The 20,167-nt window shown below is 67.9% G+C and carries 18 protein-coding genes; 9 read left to right on the top strand and 9 right to left on the bottom strand.

Going from position 1 to position 20,167, the window contains the following annotated elements; translation table 11 throughout:
- Positions 1–552, top strand: a 552-nt coding sequence (locus tag Q7S93_RS04080; RefSeq protein WP_304712357.1) for an FAD-dependent oxidoreductase, incomplete at its 5' end; no start/stop codon positions are given.
- Here Q7S93_RS04080 and Q7S93_RS04075 read toward each other — a convergent pair.
- The 3 genes from Q7S93_RS04075 to Q7S93_RS04065 form a co-directional block, all read right to left on the bottom strand.
- Positions 536–1,954, bottom strand: a complete 1,419-nt coding sequence (locus tag Q7S93_RS04075) for a dihydrolipoyl dehydrogenase family protein (protein ID WP_304712355.1) — start codon at positions 1,952–1,954, stop codon at positions 536–538. The genes Q7S93_RS04080 and Q7S93_RS04075 overlap by 17 nt on opposite strands.
- A complete protein-coding gene (locus tag Q7S93_RS04070) occupies positions 1,951–2,667 on the bottom strand; it encodes a TVP38/TMEM64 family protein (protein ID WP_304712353.1) in 717 nt (238 codons plus the stop codon). Before Q7S93_RS04070 ends, Q7S93_RS04075 begins: the two co-directional genes overlap by 4 nt.
- A 142-nt stretch (positions 2,668–2,809) precedes the next feature.
- The gene (locus tag Q7S93_RS04065) at positions 2,810–5,626 is read right to left on the bottom strand and encodes a TonB-dependent receptor plug domain-containing protein (protein ID WP_304712351.1); all 2,817 of its coding nucleotides are present in this window, start codon (positions 5,624–5,626) and stop codon (positions 2,810–2,812) included.
- A gap of 534 nt (positions 5,627–6,160) precedes the next feature.
- Between Q7S93_RS04065 and Q7S93_RS04060 the strand changes: the two genes are divergently transcribed.
- Positions 6,161–6,664: an Lrp/AsnC family transcriptional regulator gene (locus Q7S93_RS04060; protein WP_304712349.1), complete on the top strand. Its 504-nt coding sequence runs from the start codon at positions 6,161–6,163 to the stop codon at positions 6,662–6,664.
- Between the two features lie 126 nt (positions 6,665–6,790).
- Here the strand turns inward: Q7S93_RS04060 and Q7S93_RS04055 are convergent, their stop codons facing one another.
- Positions 6,791–8,383 (bottom strand): amidohydrolase, encoded by a 1,593-nt coding sequence (locus Q7S93_RS04055; protein ID WP_304712347.1) that lies wholly within the window; start codon positions 8,381–8,383, stop codon positions 6,791–6,793.
- 435 nt (positions 8,384–8,818) lie between these two features.
- On the opposite strand from Q7S93_RS04055, the gene Q7S93_RS04050 reads away from it, so the two are divergent.
- The 7 genes from Q7S93_RS04050 (at position 8,819) to der (ending at position 14,954) form a co-directional block, all read left to right on the top strand.
- Complete coding sequence (locus tag Q7S93_RS04050) at positions 8,819–9,223, top strand: DUF6249 domain-containing protein (RefSeq protein WP_304712346.1); 405 nt, start codon at positions 8,819–8,821, stop codon at positions 9,221–9,223.
- A 22-nt stretch (positions 9,224–9,245) separates the two neighbouring features.
- Positions 9,246–9,827, top strand: a complete 582-nt coding sequence (locus Q7S93_RS04045; RefSeq protein ID WP_304712344.1) for an RNA polymerase sigma factor — start codon at positions 9,246–9,248, stop codon at positions 9,825–9,827.
- Entirely contained in the window at positions 9,820–10,200 is a 381-nt protein-coding gene (locus Q7S93_RS04040; RefSeq protein ID WP_304712342.1) for a hypothetical protein, read from the top strand. Before Q7S93_RS04045 ends, Q7S93_RS04040 begins: the two co-directional genes overlap by 8 nt.
- Position 10,201: 1 nt before the next feature.
- Entirely contained in the window at positions 10,202–11,029 is an 828-nt protein-coding gene (panB, locus tag Q7S93_RS04035; protein WP_304712369.1) for a 3-methyl-2-oxobutanoate hydroxymethyltransferase, read from the top strand.
- Between the two features lie 113 nt (positions 11,030–11,142).
- Positions 11,143–11,898, top strand: a complete 756-nt coding sequence (locus Q7S93_RS04030) for a tetratricopeptide repeat protein (protein WP_304712340.1) — start codon at positions 11,143–11,145, stop codon at positions 11,896–11,898.
- Entirely contained in the window at positions 11,895–13,280 is a 1,386-nt protein-coding gene (locus Q7S93_RS04025; protein WP_304712339.1) for a PQQ-like beta-propeller repeat protein, read from the top strand. Before Q7S93_RS04030 ends, Q7S93_RS04025 begins: the two co-directional genes overlap by 4 nt.
- Before the next feature lie 114 nt (positions 13,281–13,394).
- Positions 13,395–14,954 carry a ribosome biogenesis GTPase Der gene (gene der / locus Q7S93_RS04020; RefSeq protein WP_370652067.1) on the top strand — a complete coding sequence of 520 codons (1,560 nt, stop codon included), beginning with the start codon at positions 13,395–13,397 and terminating at the stop codon, positions 14,952–14,954.
- Here der and Q7S93_RS04015 read toward each other — a convergent pair.
- From Q7S93_RS04015 to radA, 5 genes are read right to left on the bottom strand one after another with little or no spacing between them, the layout of a single operon-like run.
- Positions 14,908–15,672, bottom strand: coding sequence for an SDR family NAD(P)-dependent oxidoreductase (locus Q7S93_RS04015; RefSeq protein ID WP_304712338.1), 765 nt, complete (start codon positions 15,670–15,672; stop codon positions 14,908–14,910). The two genes, der and Q7S93_RS04015, sit on opposite strands and share 47 nt — an antisense overlap.
- 10 nt (positions 15,673–15,682) lie before the next feature.
- Complete coding sequence (locus Q7S93_RS04010) at positions 15,683–16,681, bottom strand: bile acid:sodium symporter family protein (RefSeq protein ID WP_370652066.1); 999 nt, start codon at positions 16,679–16,681, stop codon at positions 15,683–15,685.
- Positions 16,678–18,168 carry an amidophosphoribosyltransferase gene (gene purF / locus Q7S93_RS04005; protein WP_304712336.1) on the bottom strand — a complete coding sequence of 497 codons (1,491 nt, stop codon included), beginning with the start codon at positions 18,166–18,168 and terminating at the stop codon, positions 16,678–16,680. The genes Q7S93_RS04010 and purF overlap by 4 nt, the downstream gene beginning before the upstream one ends.
- Positions 18,165–18,773, bottom strand: coding sequence for a CvpA family protein (locus Q7S93_RS04000; protein WP_304712333.1), 609 nt, complete (start codon positions 18,771–18,773; stop codon positions 18,165–18,167). Before Q7S93_RS04000 ends, purF begins: the two co-directional genes overlap by 4 nt.
- Complete coding sequence (radA, locus tag Q7S93_RS03995) at positions 18,770–20,149, bottom strand: DNA repair protein RadA (RefSeq protein WP_304712332.1); 1,380 nt, start codon at positions 20,147–20,149, stop codon at positions 18,770–18,772. Before radA ends, Q7S93_RS04000 begins: the two co-directional genes overlap by 4 nt.
- Positions 20,150–20,167 lie beyond the last annotated feature (18 nt).

Below are 20,167 nucleotides of genomic sequence, written 5' to 3'. Positions count from 1 at the left end.
TGGGCGCCCGGGCGCGCCGGCCGGCGCCTGGCGCAGGCGCTCGAACGCCGAGGGATTGTCTTCGAAGCGGGCGAGGTGGTCGGCCGGACCTCCGCCGCCTGCCAACTGGCGGATGGCCGCATCCTGCCCTGCGACGCCCTGGTGCTGGCCACGGGCCTGGAGGCGCCGCCGCTGATCGGCGCGCTGGGCCTGCCGGTCGGGGCCGACGGGCGTCTGCGGGTGTCGCCTCAGATGCAGTCGGTGGCCAATGCGCGGGTGTTCGCCGTGGGCGACTGCGCCGTCATCGACGGGGCCGAGCGGCCAGCCGCCGGTGTGTTTGGCGTGCGCGCCGCGCCGATCCTGCTGGCCAACCTGATGGCTGTGGCGACGAATGCGCCGCTCAGGGCCTACCACCCCCAGCCCCGCTGGCTCTCGATCATGGACCTGGGCGACGGGACCGGCCTGGCCCTGCGCGGCGGCCTGTGGAGCCATGGCCGCGCCGCCCTGTGGCTGAAGCGCCGCCTGGACCTGGGCTTTGTCGCCCGGGTCGGGCGTCTCAGGCCAGGTGCTTGAGCAGGGCGACGACCTTGCGGGTGCGGCTTGAGAAGAGGGCGGGCGTGTACCACTGGCCGGCCAGGCGCTTGTTGACCTCCCCCCGGGTCGGATAGGGGGCGATCATGCCGGTGACCTGGCTGAGCTTAAGGCCCGCGGACATGGCCAGAGCCCAGAGCTGGATGTGATCGCCGGCATGGCGACCCACCAGGGTCACGCCGAGGATCTTGCCCTTGGCCGTGGTGATCAGCTTGCCAAAGCCCCGCACATCGCCCTCGGCGATGGCACGGTCATTGCCGGCGAACTCGACGAGCTCCACGCGGATGTCGTCGCCCTGCGCCTTGCGCGCCTCGGCTTCGCTGAGGCCGATGGCCGCCAGCTCGGGATCGGAATAGGTGACCCGGGGGACCTGCAGGGTCTCGGCGTTGACCGGCAGGCCGAAGATGGCGCGCCGGACCACCAGGCCCGCATGGGCGCCGGCCAGGTGGGTGAACTGGCCGCGGCCGGCGGCGTCGCCTACGGCATAGACGCGGCGGTTGCCGCTGCGCAGGCTCCTGTCGGTCACCACGCCGCGGGCGTTGCGTTCGACGCCGGCCTTGTCGAGGTCCAGGCCATCGAGCGACGGCTGGCGACCGACAGCGACCAGCAGGTGCGAGCCCGGGATCTTCTCCTCGCCCGCCGCCCCCTCGACGACGAGGGTCGGGCCAGGTTCGACCCGCACGGCCTTGCGGCCGGCCATAAGGCGCACGCCATCGGCGGTGAGCTGGTCCAGGACTGAGGCGGCGGCGGCGGGATCTTCACGCCCGAGCAGGCGGTCGGCCTCGACGATCACCACCTCCGATCCCAGGCGACGGAAGGCCTGGCCAAGCTCCACGCCGATGGGGCCGCCGCCCAGGATGACCAGCCGCGTGGGCAGGACGTCCAGGTCGAACAGGGTTTCGTTGGTGAGGAACGGCGTGTCCGACAGGCCGGGAATGTCGGGGACCGCCGCGCGGGAGCCCGTGGCGATGACGATCTTGCGCGCACGAACCCTGAGGCTGTCGCTGGCGACGGTGCGTCGGTCCAAGAACCGCGCCGCCTCGCGCACCACCTGGACGCCGAGGCCTTCGAACCGTGCCTGGCTATCGTGGGGCGCGATCGTGGCGATAGCCGCGCGCACATGGGCCATGACCTGGGAGAAATCGACCGCGACCTCGGCCGCATGGACCCCCAGGCGGCTTGCCATGCGCATCTCGTGGGCCGCCGTGGCCGCCGCGATCAGGGCCTTGGACGGGACGCAGCCATAGTTGAGGCAGTCGCCGCCCATCTCCCCCTTTTCGAACAGCACGACCTTCAGGCCGAGCTGGGCCGCGCCCGCGGCTACGGACAGACCGCCAGAGCCGGCGCCGATGACGACCATGTCGGCCTTGATGGAGGTGCTCACAAGGTTTTCCCCGAACGGGCCCGCAGGCGTTGAAAGATGGTGGCCCCCAGCGACAGCAGGCCAAGGGCGACCAGGGGCAGGAGGATGGACGGCTGGAAGATCACGCCCAGGTCCGGCGCCTCATCCCTGGCCAGAAGTTCGCCGACGCCCGCGCCGATGCCGCTATAGATGAAGGTGGCGGGCATGATGCCGATCAGGGTCGCCAGGGCGTAGGCCCGGAGCGGCGCATGGGCCAGGGCCGCAGCCACATTGACCAGCCAGAAGGGCGCCAAAGGGATCAGCCGCAGGGTCAGGATATAGCCGAAGGCGCCAGCCTCGACGCCGTCCATGATCCCCTTGAGCCGTCCGCCCGAAGCCTCGGCCTTGTCACGCAGGGCTGCGCCGAGCGAGGTGCGCACCGCATAGAAGACGGCGATGGCGCCCAGCGTCGCCCCGACCACGGTGGCCGCCCCGCCGACCCAGGTCCCGAACAGATAGCCGCCGGCCAGGGTCAGGATGACGGCGCCGGGGACGCTGAGGGCCGTGGACAGGGCATAAATGCCGATGAAGGCCACGAGCGCCACGACCAGGTTGTCGGCGACCATGGCGCGCAGGGCGGCCTCGTGGGTCTGGAGCGCTTCGAGATTGAGATGGCGGGTCACGCCGCTGGCGAACACAGCCACCACACCGATCACCAGGATCGCGAGCGGCAGATAGCGTTTCAGATGTCTCATCAGCGGCCTTGGCTTGGGGCGATGTGGAGCGCCACACCATGTTACTGGTTACAGCCAAGCCGGGCCGCTCGTCCCCTCAAAACAGCGACGGCGCGCCGGTCCTGAGACCGACGCGCCGTGCGCCAGGATGCGGCTGGAGGGCTTAGAAGGCCAGCCGCATGCCGACCCGGAAGGTGCGACCCACCACATCGTAGAGGGTGCGATTGGTCTGCAGGTAGCCGACCGTGTTTTCTGCGCCGAGGGCGGCCGGGTTCGCCGTGAGCGGCGGATCGTTGTTGAAGAGGTTCTTGATCGAGATATAGGCCTCGCCGGTCGATCCGGTCGCCCCCAGATCAAAGGCGTAGGTCGCCGAGGCGTCGAAATAGAGGGCGCCATCAATGTGGTTGTCATCGATGGTATAGTAGGGTGCCACAAGCGTCGGGCAGGCGCTCTGGCATTCCGTATAGGCGTTGCTGATGACCCCGTCGCTGACCCCGCGCGCTGTGACATTGAAGGTCATGGGATCGAGGTTGTAGGCCGCCGTCACGCGATAAACCCAGTCCGGCGTCGAGCTCACATTGGAGCCCGCCAGATCAATGGCGGTGACGCCGTTGTCCGTGACGTTCTCCATATAATGGGTCGCCATGGCCCGCAGGCTCAGGTCGCCGGCCGCGCCAGGGATGAAGGCGTCGAGGGAGGTCCGGTAGGACGCCTCGATGTCCAGACCCTTGGCGCTCAGGCTGTTCAGGTTGTCGTAGAACAGATCAATGAAGGCCAGCTGCCCGTTCTCGTAGCGGAGATTGCTGCAGTAGCGCTGGACGTTATTGAGCAAGCAGAAGTCGGCGGTTTGTTGGGCGGTCACGAAGTCGATCACCCCTTCCACCTTGATCTCGTAGTAGTCGAGGGAAGCGGCGAAGCCGGGCAAGAAGCTGGGCTGGAACACCATGCCCAGGCCGAGACCATCGGCCACCTCGGGCTGGACGTCGGCATTGCCCCGCAGGTTCTGGACGAAGGCGGTGGCCACGCCGTTGATGGAGACGGAGTTGCTTCGCGCTGTGCCCGCGTCGAACAGTTCGCTCATATTGGCCGCGCGGATGTCGCGCGACGCCGAAGCCCGGAAGGTGATGTCGGAAATCGGCGTGTAGGTCAGCCCGGCCTTCCAGGTCGTCACGCCGCCTGACGTGCTGTAGCGCGTGTAGCGGGCTGCGCCGTTGAAATCGAGGCCATCGATGATCGGGATCAGGGTTTCGATATAGCCTTCGACCACATCATATTCACCGCTGGTGACCTTGTAGTTGCCGTACTTCCACCCATCGAGATACTGGGACTCGACCTCACCGGACATCTTCTCGTTTCGCCACTCGCCGCCGAAAGCGATGTCGATCGGGCCAGCCCAGCCCGGCAGGTCCGTGGTGAAGTTCACCGCGGCCACGTCCTGCACGAACTCCTGGGTCCGAAGGGGCTGGCCAAGGACATAGTCGAGCGCTTCCTGGCTCGCCACGCCGATGCCGAACCGGTTGAGCGGGACGCAGCCATTGGTCGGGTTGGTCAGGGTCGAACGGCAGACGATGGCCCCGCTCGCCGGATCCACGACAGCGTCGGTGGCGAGCGCCAGCCGGGCATTGTTCCAGGTCGGCGTCAGCTCCTCGCGGGTCTTGGTGACGCCGTGCTGATAATAGGCATCCCATCCAAAGTCGCGGCCCAGGGCGCTGAAGTCGCCGTCTGCGCCGACCACGTAGCGCTCGGTCTCGCGGATGTTGTTGCTGCCCGAGGCCGGCATGTCGGCATTGCCTGAGCCCATGACGAAGCTGGTCAGGCCCAGGGCCGTCATCTGGCTCCGCACCGACGCCGGCAGAAAGGCGTTGTCGGCGCGAATGGTGATGCCGGTATTGGTGGGCTGGATATAGTAGCTCAGCCCCTCATAGCGGGCGTAGGAGGCTTGAGCGAACACCGACAGGTTCGGGGCGACTTCATAGCTGACCCGCCCGAAGAAGCTGTCGCGGTCCTCGTCTGGAATAAGCGAGTTGGTGCCGTTCAGGCTGGAGGTGTATTCCCAGTCGCCGCCGACCATCCACTGGCCCGAGACGGCGCCATAGGCGAGCTGGCTGACCTGGCCGTTGACCCCGAAATAGGTGCCGCGAAGCGGGCCGGCCGTGATCAGGCCGCCGGGGGCATAGCTCGAGATGCCCACATTGTCGGCGACGATATAGAAGGGCGCGCCAGCTGAGGTGTCAGTGTTGCGGATGGCGAAATGGCCGGTGGTGTTCCAGTCGCGGCTTTCGTTGTGGACGCCAGTCTGGCTGACGGTTTCTGCGCTGAGCAGGATATGCCCGCGGCCCTCGGCGAAGGGCGTGCCGGCGGTGAAGTTGTACTTCCAGTTTTCGCCGTCGCCATAGGTCGTTTCGCCGTACTCGGCGGTCATCTTCAAGCCGGTATAGGCCTTGTCGAGAATGAAGTTCACGACGCCGCCGACGGCGTCGGAGCCGTAGGCTGACGACGCGCCGCCGGTGACGACCTCGACCCGCGAGATCAGCGATTGCGGGAAGGTGTTGGTGTCGACCTGGCCGGTGGCCGCCGAGACCACGGAGCGTTGTCCATCGAACAGGACGAGGGTTCTGCCGGTGCCGAGGGCCCGGAGGTTCAGGGCGCTGATGCCAGCCGCCCCGTTACTGAGTGAGCCCGACGAGCTGGCCGCCGTGACGGAGCCTGCGACGGAGGGCAGGGTGTTTACAAAGTCGGCGATGTTGGCCGGGGCTTCGGCCAGGATCTCCGCCGCGCCGAGAACGTTGACCGGGGTGGGCGCGTCATAGCCGTCGCGGACGATGCGCGATCCGGTGACGACGACTTCTTCCAACTCCGCGCTGGAGGCGGTCTGGGCGAGGGCGGGCGCGGCCTGGGCCATCAGGGCTGCGGCGCTCGCCGTGGCCAGGGCATAGTGGCGGAGGCGGCGAGAGGGGCGGGAGAGTGACAGTTGGCTCATTGCGGTTCTCAACTCTTCTAGCTTGGCGTCCACCCGCCGCAGGCGGCGTGAGGGGCCGTCACGCCCGCCCCTCCAGTGAGGCGAGCGTCTGCCAAGCGCGCCGGTGGGCCGGCTCGCCTGCTATTTCGGATCGGTCGGAGGCCCCTTCGAGCCGGATCGGGGAGATGATCCGGCCGACATCTCGGGGCTATTTTCTGCGCGCGCCTGCGTCCTAGGGGCGTCGCAGATGCGTATCAGGGCTCATGGGCTGCTGCGCCAAAGGACGCCGCCATTCGAAAAATTGGACTCGCCGGGCCAGAGTGGGCGCGCGGACCTTCTGTAAAATCGACCACACATGGAGACTACCCCCAGTTATATTTGTTCCAATGCGTCGGTTTCTTGCGACCAGGACTGCCGACACCCATCTGCACCCGCTGGTCGCTGTCTCAGCAGGGACAGATTAGTTTCGATTGCTGTTGGGCCACATTTGAATATAGGAATCTTATGCTCAATTCGCGGTTCTGCCGCTGAATTACGCAGTGAAACGGGGATTGCATGTCGAAATTCGAACACGTTGGCCTGGACGCCATCGACTTCCAAATCCTAAGAGAGCTGTCGATCGATGGCCGAGCTTCCGACGTGTGGCTGGGTGAAAAGATAAATCTCTCCAGCACGGCCGTGGCGCGGCGGCGAAAGATACTTGAGGAACGCCAGGCGGTGCTCAGCTACTCAGCTGACCTGAACCTTCCGATGCTTGGGTTCAGCGTCGTGGTCTTCGTGGCCATCGAGCTGAGTTCTCAGGCCGAGCGTGCGCTCAACGAATTCGAACGCGAGGTGGTGAAATGCCCCTCGGTCTCCTATTGCGGATTCGTATCCGGCGACACGGACTTTCTGATCATGCTGAACGTCGAGTCCTTCGAGGACTATGACCGGGTCTATCGCCGTGAGCTGTCCATGCTGCCCCACGTCTCGCGGATCCGCAGCAGCTTCGTGATCCGGGAGGTCACCAGCCGGTCCACCCCGCCGATCGTGTTCCAGGATCGGCCCGAGGGGCGGTGAGTAAAACCCAACTCAGAGGGCGCTTCGGGCCAGGACTCAAAAAAGAAGGGCCGGGGGTGCCGGCCCTTCTCGAATTGGGGCGTCTCGCGCCAAGGGGATCAACGCGAGACGCAGGTCTTGGGATGTTCATTTCGCCGGCGGATTGGGGTAGGCGATCCCAAGTTGTTCCAGATACGTGTCGTACTTGGAGGGGTCGTAATAGAACGGCTCCATCTTCGGACGCATCTGGGCCATGATGTTGGTGTTCAGATGGATGCCCGGCGTGTCCTCGGCCGTCAGGACCGGGTCGTACTTCTCATCCTTCAACTGGACATCTTGGAAATAGGCCTTGGCCTCGGTGACCAGGCTTGGGGTGGTCACCAGATCCAGCACCGTCATCGCCACGGCCTTGGCCCCGACCACCACGCCCTTGTGGGCGATGGGCGTCGCCATCCCGATGGCCGCGGTCACATGGTGGCCGATGGTGTTGGGGATGTTGGAGGGATAGCGCACGGTGATGGTCGGCACGGTCCACATGATGTCGCCGATATCGTCCGAGCCGCCGCCCATGGACGGCCCGCGGCCATCGGGCGTCGAGAGCGGTGACACTTCCGTGGCCAGGGGCTCCACCGTCAGATGGTTGGCCTCCTGTGTGGCCCGGGCGAAGGCCTGGTCAGCCGCGGTCCATTGGGGCATGCCGACGGCCTGGATATTGGCGTAGGCCGCCTCGGCCAGGGGCTTGTTGCCGTAGTTCGGCGCGGCGTAGCCCAGCAGGCGTCGCTCGACCGTGGTGTCGGTGGCCATGGCGGCGGCTTCGGAGATGCGGTTGCCGATTTCGTAGAGGCCGCGAATGGTCTCGAAGTTCTGCTCGCGGAAATAATACCAGACGCTGGCTTCCCCCGGCACGATGTTGGGCTGGCCGCCGCCATTGGTGATCACATAGTGGGAGCGCTGGGTCACGGGCAGGTGTTCGCGGCGCATGTTCCAGGCCGCGTTCATGAGTTCGACCGCGTCCAGCGCGCTACGGCCGGCCCAGGGTGCGCCGGCCGAGTGGGCGGTCTTGCCGTGGAAGGTGTATTCCACCGAGACCATGCCGTTGTTGCCGGCCGGCCCCCAGCCGGTGGAGAAGTCGCGGCTGACATGGCTGAAAATGCTGGCGTCCACGTCGTCGAACAGGCCGTCGCGGACATAGAAGGCCTTGGTGGCCAGCAGTTCCTCGGCGACGCCGGGCCAGATCATCAGCTGGCCGGGAAGGTTGTTGGCCTCCATGACCTCCTTGGCGGCCAGGGCGGCGACCACCATCATCGGCATGCCGGAATTGTGACCCTCGCCGTGGCCCGGCGCGCCGGGCACCTGAGGCTTGATCTCCGGCGAGCCGGGGACCTGCGACAGGCCCAGCAGGGCGTCGATGTCGCTGCCGAGCGCGATCTTGGGGCCGCCGGAGCCCCAGGTGGCGGTCCAGGCGGTGGGAATGCCGGCCACGCCGCGGGTGATCGTGAACCCGTTCTGTTCAAGAATGCCGGTGACGTATTCCGAGGTGCGGAACTCCTGGAAGCCGGGCTCGGCGAAGCTGTAGATCGAGTCGACCATCTCCTGGGCCAGCTTGGCGCGCTCCTCGACCCCGGCGACGGCCGCAGCCTTCATCTCGGGCGGGGCGGCGGCCTGGGCGGCCAGGCCCGGCAGGCACATGGCCGTGGCGAGCAGGATTGCGGTCAAGGATCGTGTGCGGCTGGCGGCCATGTGGTCATCCCCCAAGTGGTTTCACTGCTGACCGTTGGCGACCCTCGAGCCGCCCCCGGTCTATATCGTCCACCCTGAGGTCTTGCTTTCCACTGATCGACCCGCGGTTTGACGCGCAGGAAATCAAATCAAAAAGATCGAATAGGTTCGAAAACCATCAGGATAATGGAGCGCACCATAGAAATCCTGCGGTGTAAACGCCGCGGTGGAGAGGCTCAGGCGGAATCGCCTCGGCGCCCGCGGGTTGATGATTTTTTATGCGCGCTGCAGCCCAGCAGGGCGGTCGACGGCCCGGGAGCTGGGGCGCCACGACCCAGTGGGCGGTAGATTCATGACCAAGATTTCATGGCCGCGCTTGCATCTGTGAGGGACGGCCGCGGCCTCTTATGATCGAACGGGTCAAGAGCATCCGCTGCGCTTAACAGGAAAACTCTCATGGACGTCGCCATTGCTGGCATCATCTCCAGTGTCTTTACGACTGCGATCGTGTTCGGCGCGATCGTGGCCATCGTGGTTGTGCCGCGGTGGCTGAAGGCGCGAGAACGCGACCAGCTGCACAAGACCATTCAGACGGCCTACGACAAGGGCCAGCAATTGCCCCCGGAACTCATCCAGGCCCTGACCCAGGATGTTAAGGTGAAGCCCAAGCCCTCGCCGGCCCGGGATCTTCGCACCGGCATCATCTGGCTGGGGGTCGCCGTCGGCCTGGCCGCCTTCGGCTACGCCCTGGGCTTCGAAGAACCTGACGCCACCTACATCGTCTTGGGCATCGCCGCCTTCCCCGGCTTCATCGGTCTGGCCTTCGTGATCATGTCGTTCGTGGCCAGGGACAGGTCCTGATCGCGCGCATCGGGGAAAAGCCATGTCGCGCGCCGAACGACACCGACTCTCAAGTCTGCACGACGTCGAGCTGGCCAGCCTGTCGGCGGCCGGCGACCGGCAGGCTTTTGGCGAACTCGTCCGTCGGCACGGCTCGGCCGTTCGCGGCCTCCTGCGCAGGATGGGCGCCAGCGCAAGCGAGGCCGACGACCTGGCCCAGGACGCCTTCATCTCGGCTTTTGAATCGATCTCGGAGTTTCGCGGCGAGGGCGCCTTCGCCGCGTGGGTGAAGAAGATCGCCGCCCGGGCCTGCATGCGGCGGATGCAGCGGGCCAGGCGCCTGCGCGACCTGGCCACGGCCAGCGTCGCGGACGACGCCCCTGCGGCCCATCCCGATCCGGGCGGGCGGATGGACCTGGACGAGGCCCTGAAGGGCCTGAACGAGGGCGAACGCTTCTGTGTCAGCCTCTGCTATGGGGCTGGACTGTCTCATGCCGAGGCGGCTGAGGCCTTGAACCTGCCGCTGGGAACGGTCAAATCCCATGTCAAACGTGGTCTGGATAAACTCAGGGCGCGCCTGGCGCCGGAGGTTCAGTCAGTTGAGGGACGCCGCGACAATGGCTGAGGTCGAATTCGAGCGCGCCCTGGAGCGGATGTTCGCCCGCGCGCCGGAGGTCTCCGACGCCGAGAGCTTCGCCGACCGGGTGCAACGCCGACTGGACCGCGGCTGGGCGGCGCGGCGCCTCCTGATCGGCTCGGCCGGGGTCGTGGGCGGCGTCATCGGCGCCAGCCAGCTCATCATGTCCAACCTTTTCAGCCGCGCCGAGGCGGCGTCCAGCGAGTCGGCGCGGGTGCTGACCACTGGCGTCCGTCAGATAGCCCCTCAGGCCGATTGGCTGCTCAGCCGTCCGGCGGGGGTGGAGGCCGTCTGGGTGGCCGCCGGCCTGGCGGTTCTGGCCCTGGGCTTCGTGCTCACCCGCATCATCGAGGAGATCTGACCTGTCCGCCCAACGCCAGGAGACCGTGCGACGCCTTGCGGCGCCCGACATCGCCGAGCGGAAGGGAAAGACGCCCATCGTCTGTCTCACCGCCTATACCGCCCCCATGGCCGAACTCCTGGACGAGGCCTGCGACCTGCTGCTGGTCGGCGACTCGGTGGGCATGGTCATCCATGGACTGCCCAACACTGTGGGCGTCACCCTTGAGATGATGATCCTGCATGGCCAGGCGGTGATGCGGGGCTCGCGCCGGGCCATGGTGGTGATCGACATGCCCTTCGGCTCCTATGAGGGCTCGGCGCAGGAGGCCTATGCCAACGCCGCGCGGCTGATGAAGGAGACCGGCGCCCAGGCGGTGAAGGTCGAGTCCGGCCCCACTGTGGCCGACACCATCGATTACCTGGTCAAGCGCGGCGTGCCGGTGATGGGCCATGTGGGCCTGCGGCCCCAGGCGGTGCTGGTGGACGGCGGCTTCAAGGCCAAGGGCAAGGGCGCCGACGAACGGGCCCGGATCCTGGAGGAGGCCAAGGCCACGGCCGCCGCGGGGGCCTTCGCCCTGGTGGTCGAGGGCGTGGCCGAGGGCCTGGCGCGGGAGATCACTGAGGCGGTGTCGGTCCCGACCATCGGCATCGGCGCCTCGGCCGGCTGCGATGGCCAGATTCTGGTCACCGACGACATGCTGGGCCTCTTCGACTGGACGCCCAAATTCGTGCGGCGCTACGCCGACCTGCGCGGCGAAATCCTGCGGGCGGTGGAGGCCTACGCCCAGGATGTGCAGGCCCGGCGCTTCCCGGGACCTGCGGAAATCTACTTCGCCAAGGCCGTTTAGGCGGGCCTGACGGCTGGCTCGATCAAGGCCTTGGCCACGCCGTTGCGGCGGGACCTCTTGCACTATAGGTTCGCCGCCTCTGTTTCGTCGCCTGAGCGCGGAGTACCCCATACGTGACTGACGTTTTTGAAGAGGTCGAGGAGCAACTCCGCGCCGACCGCTACAAGACGCTCGCCCTGCGCGCGCTTCCCTGGGTGCTGGGCGCCCTTGTCCTGGCCCTGGTCATCGCACTTGCGATCTGGGGCTGGGGGGCCTGGCAGACCCGGACCGTCAATGAAGCCTCGGAAACCTATGCCGAAGGCGTCGAAGCCTTTGCGGCGGGCGACCTGGGCAAGGCCGAGCAGCGCTTCGCCGAGGTCGCTGAGGGGAGCGCCAAGGGCTATGCGGCCATGGCGCTGATGCAGCAGGCGGGCCTGCGCCTCAACGAAGGCAAGACTGCGGAGGCCGTCGCGCTGTTCGACAAGGCCGCCGAGGCTGCGCCGAACCCGATCCTGGGCGACGCCGCCCGCCTCAAATCCGCCTTCGCGCTCCTTGATACCGCGCCCCTGGAGGACATGGAGGCGCGCCTGCAGCCTCTCACCGAAGACGGCCGGCCCTACCGCGCTCAGGCGTTGGAGGCCCTGGCCTTCGCCAAGATGATGGGGGGCAAGATGGATGACGCGCGCGCAGATTTCGGGGTGATCACGCTCATGCCCGGCGCCTCGGACCAGGCGCGCCAGCGCGCCCAGGCGGCGCGGGCGATAATCGCCTCCGGTTCGGCGGCGTCCCTGGCCGGGGTGGTCAAGGCCGCCTCGGCGCTTCCCGACACCGATTCTGACGATGCGGCCTCCGATGGGGTTTCGCAGCAGCAAGGTTCCGCTTCGCAATGATCTCTTCCCGTCTCCCGATGGTCGCCGTGCTGCTGGCCGGCACGGTCGCGCTCAGCGGCTGCTCGACCATCAACCGTCTCAACCCCTTTGGTCAGGACGACGGGCCGCAGGAGGTTGCAGGCGAAGGCGAGCGCATCTCGGTTATCGCCTTCGACGACACCTTGACCGTGTCGGACACCCTGCGGGGGGCGGACTTCTTCCTGCCGACCCCCTACAGCCGCACGGCCTGGCCGCTTCCCGGCGGCAATCTGGAACAGGCGCCCGAGCATATCGAAGCGCCGGTCGCCTTCGACGTCGCCTGGCGCCGCGGCTTTGGCCAAGGCTCCGGCCGGGGTCACCACGTCACCGCCCCGCTGGTGGCCGCCGACGGCCGCATCTATGTGATGGACGGCGCAGCTACGGTGTCGGCGATCGATGCTCGGTCCGGTCAGGTGGTGTGGAACGCCAACCTCGAGCCCACCCGGCGCAGCGAGCGCGAAGGGTTCGGCGGCGGTCTCGCCCTGGCCGATGGCAAGCTCTATGTCGCGTCCGGCTACCGGTTCATGGCCCGGCTGGACGCCGCCACCGGCGCGTCCGAGTGGCGCACCCAGACCGAACAGCCGATTCATGCCGCACCGACTGTCACGGCCGGCCGCGTCATGGCGGTGGCGATCGACAACACCCTGCTGACCTATGACGCCGCCACCGGCGCGCCAAGCTGGACCTATCAGGCGTTGAGCGAGCCGGCCCGCATCCTGGGCGCCTCCAGTCCGGCCGTCTCCGGCGACACTGTGGTCGCCTCGTTCAGTTCGGGCGAACTGGTGGCGCTTCGCAGCGGCAACGGCAACGACCTGTGGAACGAGGGCCTTTCCCGGGCCAGCCGCACCAACGCCCTGTCGGAGATCCGCGACATCGTCGGACGGCCCGTCATCTATCGCGGCGACGTCTATGCGGTCAGCCATTCAGGCGCCTTCGCCGCCGTCGACCTGCGCACCGGCGCGCCCCGCTGGACCCTGCCGGTCACCGGTGTGACGACCCCCTGGCCCGCCGGTGATGTGGTGTTCGTCGTCTCCAAGGCCGGCGAGGTGATCTGCATCTCCCGCGAAAGCGGTCAGGTCTATTGGATCCGAGATCTCAACGAGGACGTCGAGCAGCGCAAGACCGGGGGCTTTTTCGGGATCGGCGGCACGATCGCGCCAAAGCCCCTGTGGACCAGCCCCTTGCTGGCCTCCAACAAGCTGGTGGTCGCCTCGTCGTCCGGCGAAATGGCCGTGCTTAACCCCAAGACGGGGGCAGTCGAGCGCCGGCTGAACCTCGGCGGCTCGGTGCTGCTCGATCCCATCGCCGTGGGTGGGATGATCTATGTGGCGACCGACAACGCCCAACTGATCGCCCTGCGTTAGGCCGGTCGCCCAAGGCGACGGTTGCGTCGCCGGGCCGCAGGCGTCACATCATTCCATTCTCCACCCGGTTCGACCCTTGGGTCGGGCCGGGTTCCAACGCGCCAGGGAGCGCCTATGCCGCTCAAGATCGCGATCGTTGGCCGCCCGAACGTGGGCAAGTCGACGCTCTTCAACCGTCTGGCCGGGCGCAAGCTCGCCATCGTCGACGACCTGCCGGGCGTCACTCGCGACCGCAAGTTCGCCACTGGACGCCTGGGCGACATCGACCTCGAACTCATCGATACCGCCGGGTTCGAGGACGTCACCGACGAGAGCCTGGAGGCGCGGATGCGCCGCCAGACCGAACTGGCCATCGAAGAGGCCGATCTCATTCTGTTCGTGATGGACTCCCGCGAAGGCGTCGCGCCGATGGACGTGGTGTTCGGCGAACTGCTGCGCAAATCCAGCAATCCGGTGATCCTGCTGGCCAACAAGGCCGAGGGCCGCCAGGGCGATGACGGAACGCTCGACGCCTTCCGCCTGGGCTTCGGCGAACCCATCCCCGTCTCAGCCGAGCATGGGGAGGGCATGGCCGATCTCTATGCCGCCGTGCTCGCCATGGCGCCCGAGGCGGGCGAGGATGAGGACGAAGGCGGCGAAAAGCCCGTCCAGCTGGCCATCGTCGGTCGGCCCAACGCCGGCAAGTCCACCCTGGTCAATCGTCTGATCGGTGAAGAACGCCTGCTGACCGGTCCCGAGGCCGGGATCACGCGGGACTCCATCCCCGTGGACTGGGTGTGGGACGATCGCGCCATCCGCCTGGTGGACACCGCGGGCCTGCGCCGCAAGGCCAAGGTCCAGCAGAAGCTTGAGAAGCTCTCCACCCACGACACGATCCGGGCGATCACCTTCGCCGAGGTGGTGCTGCTGGTGATGGACGCGACCCATCCCCTGGAGATCCAGGATCTGCAGATCGCCGACCTGGTGGAGCGCGAGGGTCGCGCCCTGGTCTTCGTCCTGGCCAAGTGGGACCTGGTGGAGGACCCGCAGGCGCGTCTGAAGGAGCTGCAGGAAGAGGTCTCGCGCAAGCTGCCACAGGTGCGCGGCGCGCCGATGATCGCCCTCTCGGCCGAGACCGGGCGCAATATCGACCGGTTGATGCCGGCGGTGTTCAAGGCCCACACCGACTGGTCCACCAAGGTCAAGACCCGGGACCTGAACGACTGGCTGGCCATGGCCGTCCAGCGCCATCCGCCCCCGGCCGTCAACGGCCGCCGGGTGCGCCCGAAGTACATCGCCCAGACCAAGGCCCGCCCGCCGACCTTCGTGCTGTTCGCCAGCCGGGCCAGCCAGTTGCCGGATTCCTATCGGCGCTACCTTATCCACTCGATCCGCGAGAGCTTCGACCTCCCCGGCGTGCCTGTGCGCCTGACGGTCAAGTCCGGCGCCAACCCCTATGCCGACGGCGAGGCGCGCTCGTCGGGGCCGTCCCGCACGGCGCCACGCAAGGTCAAGGCGGCGGGTAAGGGGGGCAATAAGAAGCCGACCGTGGGCAAGAAGCCTGTGGGCGCAAAGCCTGCCAAGCCAGCCCGGCCGAAGAGTTCCGGCTTCGGCGGCTCCAAGGCCAAGCCGAGCCGGCCCCGTCCGGTCAGTGGGCGGAAGACGCCTGCGCGGCCTTCCACGCGGAGAAGCTGACCGGGCTGTCGGGCGGACCCAGCTCAGCCTGGGCCAGTTCGACGATCAGCGGCCCGATCTCGGCGGCGTCCGGCAGGCTGAGGGGGTCTTCCCCCGGCATGGCCTCGGCCCGCATCTTGGTGCGCATGACGCCCGGATCGATCAGGGCGGCGCGGACCGGGCCGTGCTCCAGTTCGTCGGCCCAGGTGCGCACCAGGTGGTCGGTGGCCGCCTTGGTGGCCCCATAGACGCCCCAGAAGGCCTTGGGGCGGGCGACTCGGCCCGTGGTGAAGACCAGGGCCCGGCCGGCGGGCGCAGCCTTCAGCAGGCGCTCGGTGCTGCGCAGCAGGCGATAGGTGGCGGTCAGGTTGAGGGCCACGACCTGATCCCAGGTCTTGGGCTCAATGTGCGAAACCGGGCTCAAGCCCCCCAGCATGGCTGCGGCGTGGACCAGAACGTCCAGATGGCCGTGACGTTCATGGATAGCCAGGCCCAGCTGGTCGATCCCGCCGCCCTGGGCGAGGTCCATGGGCACGAGGGTGGCCGGCTGGCCCGTGGCGGCGCGGATCTCGTCATCCAGCTCTTCCAGCCCGCCCTGCGTGCGGGCGGTGGCGATCACGTGGGCGCCGGCCTTGGCGAGCGCCAGGGCTGAGGCGCGTCCGAGCCCGCGGCTGGCGCCGGTCACCAGGGCGATGCGGCCGGCCAGCGGCCCGGTGGAAGCGGCGGGGGTATCGGTCATGGGCGGCTGTCTAGCTGGTCTGTTCGGGGCTGTCCGCCCGTTTCGCATAGTGTCCGGCGATGGCGGCGCAGGCCATCAGCTGGAACTGGTGATAGAGCATGATGGGCAGCAGCACGAAGCCCACCGTGGCGGCGGGGAACAGCACCGCGGCCATGGGCGCGCCGGCCGCCAGGCTCTTGTTGGAGCCGCCGAACAGGATGGTGGCTTCGTCCTCGACCGGGAATTTCAGCCGGCGGCTGATCCAGATGGTCCAGCCCATGGAGGCCACCAGCAGCACGAGGCAGATGAGCGCCAGGCGCGCCAGGTCGCCCATGGAGACCTGACTCCAGATGCCCACGGCCACGGCGCCGGAAAAGGCGTTGTACACCACCAGCAGGATCGAGCCGCGATCCACCAGGCTGGCCTGCTTGGCATGGCGCTGGATGAAGCCGCCGATCCAGCGGCGCAGAAGCTGGCCGGCGATGAAGGGCACGAGCAATTGCAGCAGGATCGCCTCAAAGGCGCCCCAGGACAGGCCGCCGCCCTGCGCGCTGAGCAGTACGCCCACCAGCAGGGGCGTGATCACCACGCCCAGGATGTTCGAGGCCGAGGCCCCGCAGACGGCGGCGGCGACATTGCCCCTCGCCACCGCCGTGAAGCCGACGGCCGACTGGATGGTGGAGGGCAGGCAGCCCAGATAGATCAGGCCCGGCGCCAGGGCGGCCGGCACGATCCAGGCGGGCAGGGTCGAGAACAGCAGGCCCGCCACCGGGAACAGGGCGAAGGTGGTCAGCAGCACCACCAGGTGCAGCCGCCAGTGGCTGATCCCGGCCACCACCGCCTGGGGCGACAGCTTGGCGCCGTGCAGGAAGAAGACCAGGGCCACGCCGATCTTGGTCGCCACGCCGACCACCTCGGCGGCCTGGCCGCGGGCGGGCACGAGTGACGCGAAGATCACCGTGGCCAGGATGGCCAGGATGTAGGGGTCGATCTTGAAACGGGCGAGGACGCCGCGGATGGCGCCGATCACGCGTCCACCAGGAAGGTCAGCTGGCGTTCGTCGGCGGCGTTGCGCCCTTCGGCGATTTCGCGGTCCAGCAGACGGGTGGGATAGTCGCCGGTGAAATAGTGGTCGGTGAATTGCGGCGCGGCGGGGTTCCGCGGATCGGATTCCATGGCCCAGTAGAGGCCATCCACCGACAGGAAGCCGAGGCTGTCGACCTCGAGCATCTTGGCCATTTCCTCGATGGTGTTGTTGGCGGCCAGCAGTTGCTGCCGCTCGGGCATGTCGATGCCGTAGAAGTCGGGCCACATGATCGGCGGCGAGCCGGAGCGGAGATGCACCTCCTTGGCGCCGGCCTCGCGCACCATGCGCACGACCCGCAGGGAGTTGGTGCCGCGGACGATGGAGTCGTCGATCAGCATCACCCGCTTGCCGGCCAGGACGGCGCGGTTGGGCGACAGCTTCATGCGGACGCCAAGCTCGCGGGCGCCCTGCGTCGGCTGGATGAAGGTGCGGCCCACATAGTGGTTGCGCATGATGCCCATCTCATAGGGCACGCCGGTCTCCTGGGCGTAGCCCAGGGCTGCAGGCACGCCGGAATCGGGGACCGGCACCACCACGTCGCAGGGCGGCGCGCTCTCCTGGGCCAGACGGCGGCCCATGCGCTTACGCACCTCATAGACCGAGCGGCCGTTCACGACGGAGTCGGGTCTTGCGAAATAGACGTACTCGAAGATACAGGGCCGAGCCCGGGCGGCAGGGAAGGGGCGCAGGCTCTCGACGCCGCTCTCGTCGATGACCACCATCTCGCCATGCTCGATATCGCGGATGTAGCGGGCGCCGATCATGTCCAGGGCGCAGGTCTCCGAAGCCAGGACATGGGTGTTGTCCAGCTTGCCCAGCACCAGGGGGCGGATCCCCAGGGGGTCGCGCACCCCAATCAGCTTCTTGTTGGTCAGCGCCACCAGGGCGTAGCCGCCCTCGATCATCGACAGGGCGTCGATGAAGCGGTCGGTCATCCGCCCCTTCCGGGAGCGGGCCACCAGATGCAGGATCACCTCGGAGTCGGAGGTCGACTGGAATATGGCGCCCTCGGCCACCAGATGCTGGCGCAGGGTGAGGAAGTTGGTGAGGTTGCCGTTGTGGGCCAGCGCGATGCCGCCGCTTTCCAGATCGGCGAACATCGGCTGGACGTTGCGGATGAAGCTGCCGCCGGCGGTGGAGTAGCGGGTGTGGCCGATGGCGGCCCCGCCGGGCAGGCGCTGGGCGAGGTCGGCGTCGCCAAAGGCCTCGCCGACCCGGCCCATATGGCGTTCGGTATGGAACCGATGGCCGTCAAAACTGGCGATGCCGCAGGCCTCCTGGCCGCGGTGCTGCAGGGCATGAAGGCCGAGGGCGGTAAGCCCTGCGGCCTGGTCTGCGCCGAACACCCCGAACACCCCACACTCCAGTCGGAGACTGTCGTCATCCGGGTCGCGGACCGGGGAGGACCAGGCGTCGGAAACGGAGTTCATCGGGATTTCTCCACCAGATCGTCGATGTCGTCGCGGGCGCGGACGTCATAGCCTTCTTCCGAAGGCGGATCACCTGCGCCGTCACGAACCGCATCGGTGATGGCCGGCCGTAGCCGATCGGCAACATCGAGTCCCCTTGGCGCGAAGGCTTTCAGCACCTCCCCGGCGGCCTGGGTCAAGGGATAAAGCGCCGCACCGGCGATCCATTGCGGAATCCGTTCCGGGGGCGCCACAGCCGTCAAGGCGAGATGGAAGGCGCCCAGGACCACCAGAGAGCGGATCAGGCCAAAGCCCGCCCCAATCACGCGGTCCAAAAAGCCCAATACATTCGTGGCCTGCACCCGATTGGCGATGCGCCCCCCAATGAGGCGGAGGGCGATATAGATGACGACAAACACCAGGAGCACGGCCGCGACATTGGCCGCCCAGACCGGCTCGAGCATCCCGCGCAAGAGCGGCCCAGAGAACCGGAGTCCCCAAAGCGCCGCCGCCGCCGCCACCAGCAGCGCCAGGACCGTGGCCATCTCCCGCACCGCGCCGCGAAAGAAGCCGACGCCGCCGGACACCGCCAGGAGGGTCAGGGCCATGATGTCAAACAGGGTCAAACGCGACCTTTCCAGTCCCCGTCGCCGATGCGACGTATGGCGTCGGCCAAGCGGGCCACGCCGTTGATCTGCAATCCGCCGCCAGCGTCGGCCTCCGCCGGCGCCAGGGCCTGACCGAAGCCGAGCTTGGCGGCCTCCTTGATGCGGCCATCCATGCGGCTGACCTGACGGATATCGCCTGACAGGCTGATCTCGCCGAACCCCACGCAGTCCTGGGGCAGGGCGACCTCCAGCGCCGAGGACGCCAGGGCCGCCGCGGCGGCCAGGTCTGCGGCGGGCTCGGTGACGCGAAGGCCGCCAGCGACGTTCAGATAGACATCGCGGTCGCCAAATCCAAGGCCGCAGCGGGCCTCCAGCACCGCCAGCACCATGGCCAGGCGTCCGGAATCCCAGCCCACCACGGCGCGCCGCGGCGTGCCATAGGCGCTGGGCGCCACCAGGGCCTGGATCTCGACGAGGACGGGCCGAGACCCCTCGATGCCGGCGAAGACCGCCGCGCCGGCCGCCCGCTCGCCCGAGGTGTTGAGGAACAGGGCCGAGGGATTGACCACCTCGATCAGACCGGCGTCGGCCATTTCGAACACGCCGATCTCGTCCGTGGCGCCGAAGCGGTTCTTCACCCCCCGCAGGATGCGGAACGGATAGCCCCGCTCGCCCTCGAAGGTCAGCACGGCGTCGACCATGTGCTCGATCACCCGCGGCCCGGCGATGGCGCCTTCCTTGGTGACGTGACCCACCAGGATCACCGCGACGCCGCGCTTCTTGGCCATCCGCACCAGTTCGCCCGCCGCGGCGCGGACCTGGGTGACCGAGCCCGGCGCCGCCTCATGGGCGTCGCTCCACATGGTCTGGATGGAGTCGATCACCACCAGGTCGAAGGCGTCGCGCTTCAGACCATCGAGGATGACCCGCAGGGACGTTTCAGCAGCCAGCTGCACCGGGGCCTGGGCCAGGCCCATCCGGTGGGCGCGGGCGCGGACCTGTTCCACAGCCTCCTCGCCGGAGATGTAGGCGCAGCGGGCGCCGCGCAGGGCCGCCTGGCCCAGCACCTGCATCAGCAGGGTCGACTTGCCGACCCCGGGGTCGCCGCCCACCAGCAGGGCCGAGCCGGGCACGACGCCGCCGCCGCAGACCCGGTCGAACTCCGCCACCCCGGTGAGGATGCGCGGCGGGGCGGGCGTTTCGGCCGCCAGGGTTTCGAAGGCCAGGCCCCGCTGGCCCCGGCTGGACTTGGCCGGCGCCAGGCCGCCCGGAGGGCGCGACTGGCTTTCCTCGACCATGGTGTTCCAGGCGTTGCAGGCCGGGCACTGTCCGGCCCACTTGCCCTGGACCGAACCGCACGACTGGCAGACATAGACCGCGCCGTCTCTGGCCAAACAGAACTCCTGATTCGC

Source organism: Phenylobacterium sp. (genome assembly GCF_030646615.1).
Taxonomy (GTDB): domain Bacteria; phylum Pseudomonadota; class Alphaproteobacteria; order Caulobacterales; family Caulobacteraceae; genus Phenylobacterium.
The sequence above is the reverse complement of the archived record's forward strand: the minus strand, read 5'-3'. Positions and strand labels throughout refer to the sequence as shown.

Excerpts from the sequence above, each read along its gene's own strand:
- Q7S93_RS04070 (WP_304712353.1), bottom strand. The coding sequence starts at position 2,667 with ATGAGACATCTGAAACGCTATCTGCCGCTCGCGATCCTGGTGATCGGT.
- Q7S93_RS04065 (WP_304712351.1), bottom strand. The coding sequence starts at position 5,626 with ATGAGCCAACTGTCACTCTCCCGCCCCTCTCGCCGCCTCCGCCACTAT.
- Q7S93_RS04060 (WP_304712349.1), top strand. The coding sequence starts at position 6,161 with ATGTCGAAATTCGAACACGTTGGCCTGGACGCCATCGACTTCCAAATC.
- Q7S93_RS04055 (WP_304712347.1), bottom strand. The coding sequence starts at position 8,383 with ATGGCCGCCAGCCGCACACGATCCTTGACCGCAATCCTGCTCGCCACG.
- Q7S93_RS04050 (WP_304712346.1), top strand. The coding sequence starts at position 8,819 with ATGGACGTCGCCATTGCTGGCATCATCTCCAGTGTCTTTACGACTGCG.
- Q7S93_RS04045 (WP_304712344.1), top strand. The coding sequence starts at position 9,246 with ATGTCGCGCGCCGAACGACACCGACTCTCAAGTCTGCACGACGTCGAG.
- Q7S93_RS04040 (WP_304712342.1), top strand. The coding sequence starts at position 9,820 with ATGGCTGAGGTCGAATTCGAGCGCGCCCTGGAGCGGATGTTCGCCCGC.
- Q7S93_RS04025 (WP_304712339.1), top strand. The coding sequence starts at position 11,895 with ATGATCTCTTCCCGTCTCCCGATGGTCGCCGTGCTGCTGGCCGGCACG.
- der (WP_370652067.1), top strand. The coding sequence starts at position 13,395 with ATGCCGCTCAAGATCGCGATCGTTGGCCGCCCGAACGTGGGCAAGTCG.
- Q7S93_RS04015 (WP_304712338.1), bottom strand. The coding sequence starts at position 15,672 with ATGACCGATACCCCCGCCGCTTCCACCGGGCCGCTGGCCGGCCGCATC.
- purF (WP_304712336.1), bottom strand. The coding sequence starts at position 18,168 with ATGAACTCCGTTTCCGACGCCTGGTCCTCCCCGGTCCGCGACCCGGAT.